The organism is Bacillota bacterium, assembly GCA_040754675.1.
GTDB lineage: Bacteria > Bacillota > Limnochordia > Limnochordales > Geochordaceae > Geochorda.
Window position 1 is genome coordinate 1 of the sequence record JBFMCJ010000779.1, and the last position, 1,582, is coordinate 1,582.

A 1,582-nucleotide genomic window follows, 5' to 3' on the forward strand; every position below is an offset into this window, starting at 1 on the left:
TTTATGTGGTACCGGCTTAACGAGCGGGGAGAAGTGCTGGGGTGCTACCGGGCCGAAGGCCTGGAGGGGGTGTACCGGAGGCAGATACCTCCTCCTCTGGGGTGGCTGGCCTCCGGCTTGGGCGCCGTGCGCAGTCTCTCCCGCCGGGTGCGGGCGGTCGACGGCTTCCCGGGGTGGGAGGTCGAGGTTTCCTACCCGGCCTTCCTCACGGGAGGCTGCAGCAGCCTGGCCTACGTGGATGCCACGGGGAGGGTGGTAGTGGGACGCAGGTTCACCTCCACCAGGCTGGGGCCGGGGAAGTGGCTCGTTTCCCGCGGTCACTATTACCGGTTCCAGTTCTTCCGGTTCTTCAGTCTCGTGTACCATCTGGAGCTCGGCCAGCGGTCGCCCCCATGGCCGCCGGAAACGTTCCCGAGCGGCGCAGCGCCTGCGCCGCAGGCACCACGGTAGCGCAGTACTTCTCGGCGGGTTCAGCAGGGGCCCCCAACACGTGGCCTGGCTCAAAGCTTCAAATAGAGTGGAGCGGTTCACACCGACCGGAAGAGGGGGAGCCGGGCATGGGGGGTCCGGGCTGGGAGTTGCTTGCTTGGGACCGACCCGGGGGCGTGGGCGAAGCTGTACCGCCAGGACCCCGTGCAGGCGCTGGAGCTGGCATTGCAGGAGCAGGGCGACCGCGTCCTGCGTCTGGTCTATCTCAGGCTCGGTGACCGGCGGGCGGCCGAGCGGGTTGCGGAGGAAACCTTTCTTCACGCTGCCAGGCTGGGGCGGGCAGCCAGGACCAGTTGTTCCCTCGGTGCCTGGCTGGCTTGCCTGGCTCTGGGGTTGTCCCGGTCAGCCGTGACAAGGAGAGGGGTGCAGTGCCGTTCTGGTCCTCACGCTGCCCCGACCAGCGAGCAACGCCTGCTCGACGAGATGCGCGGGCTTCCCTGCCGAAGCGCCGAACTGCTCCTGCTGCACTACTGGAGCGGCTACAGTGTGGAGGAGATTGCGACTGTTTGGGGTGTACATCCCGCCACCGTGCGGGCCGGGCTAACCTTCTCCCTCTCCTTGCTGAGAAGGGGCCTCGCCCGGTCTGTCAGGTCCGGCCCTGGCGGGCCCCACGGAGCGGGCGACGAGAACGGCTTCCTTCAGCGGGATCGCTCCTTCGAGAAGGAACGTGGTGTGGGCGTCGGTCCAGAGTAAATAGACTACCTCGCGGGCCTGACGCGATCCGGGCGGCTGGACCCGGGTGAGGGCGTAACGTGCGGTCACCTTATCGGTGACCCTGACTTCCCCGCTGCGTACCAGGGCGGTGCCCGGGGGCAGGGCTCCCGGGGGGCCGCCAGGCAGAGCAAGGAGGGGTGGCTGAACTGCTTGCGCCTGGGCCAGGCGGAGGTCGGTGGTGCCGGTGCGCCTGTTGACGTAGCCAGCCACGAGCACGGGGCCGCGGCTAGTATCGTGCACCTGCAGGAGGGGTTCGGGGGCGAACCCCTTGGGGAGATAGGTGGGGAGGCGAGCCGTCAGGCCAGCTTCGGTGGCGAGAGGAGGCGGGAGGGGGAGAGAGGGGTTGATGGTGTCCTCCCCCTGCAGGCGGATGCGGAGA

At 68.5% G+C, this 1,582-nt stretch carries 3 protein-coding genes; all 3 read left to right on the forward strand.

From position 1 onward, the window contains the following. The coding region (locus AB1609_23545) for a hypothetical protein (protein ID MEW6049409.1) at nt 1–450 on the forward strand (450 nt) is incomplete at its 5' end. 132 nt (nt 451–582) lie between these two features. Then, complete coding sequence (locus tag AB1609_23550) at nt 583–1,182, forward strand: sigma-70 family RNA polymerase sigma factor (protein ID MEW6049410.1); 600 nt, start codon at nt 583–585, stop codon at nt 1,180–1,182. Between the two features lie 171 nt (nt 1,183–1,353). Further along, nucleotides 1,354–1,582, forward strand: a 229-nt coding sequence (locus AB1609_23555; GenBank protein ID MEW6049411.1) for a hypothetical protein, incomplete at its 3' end; no start/stop codon positions are given.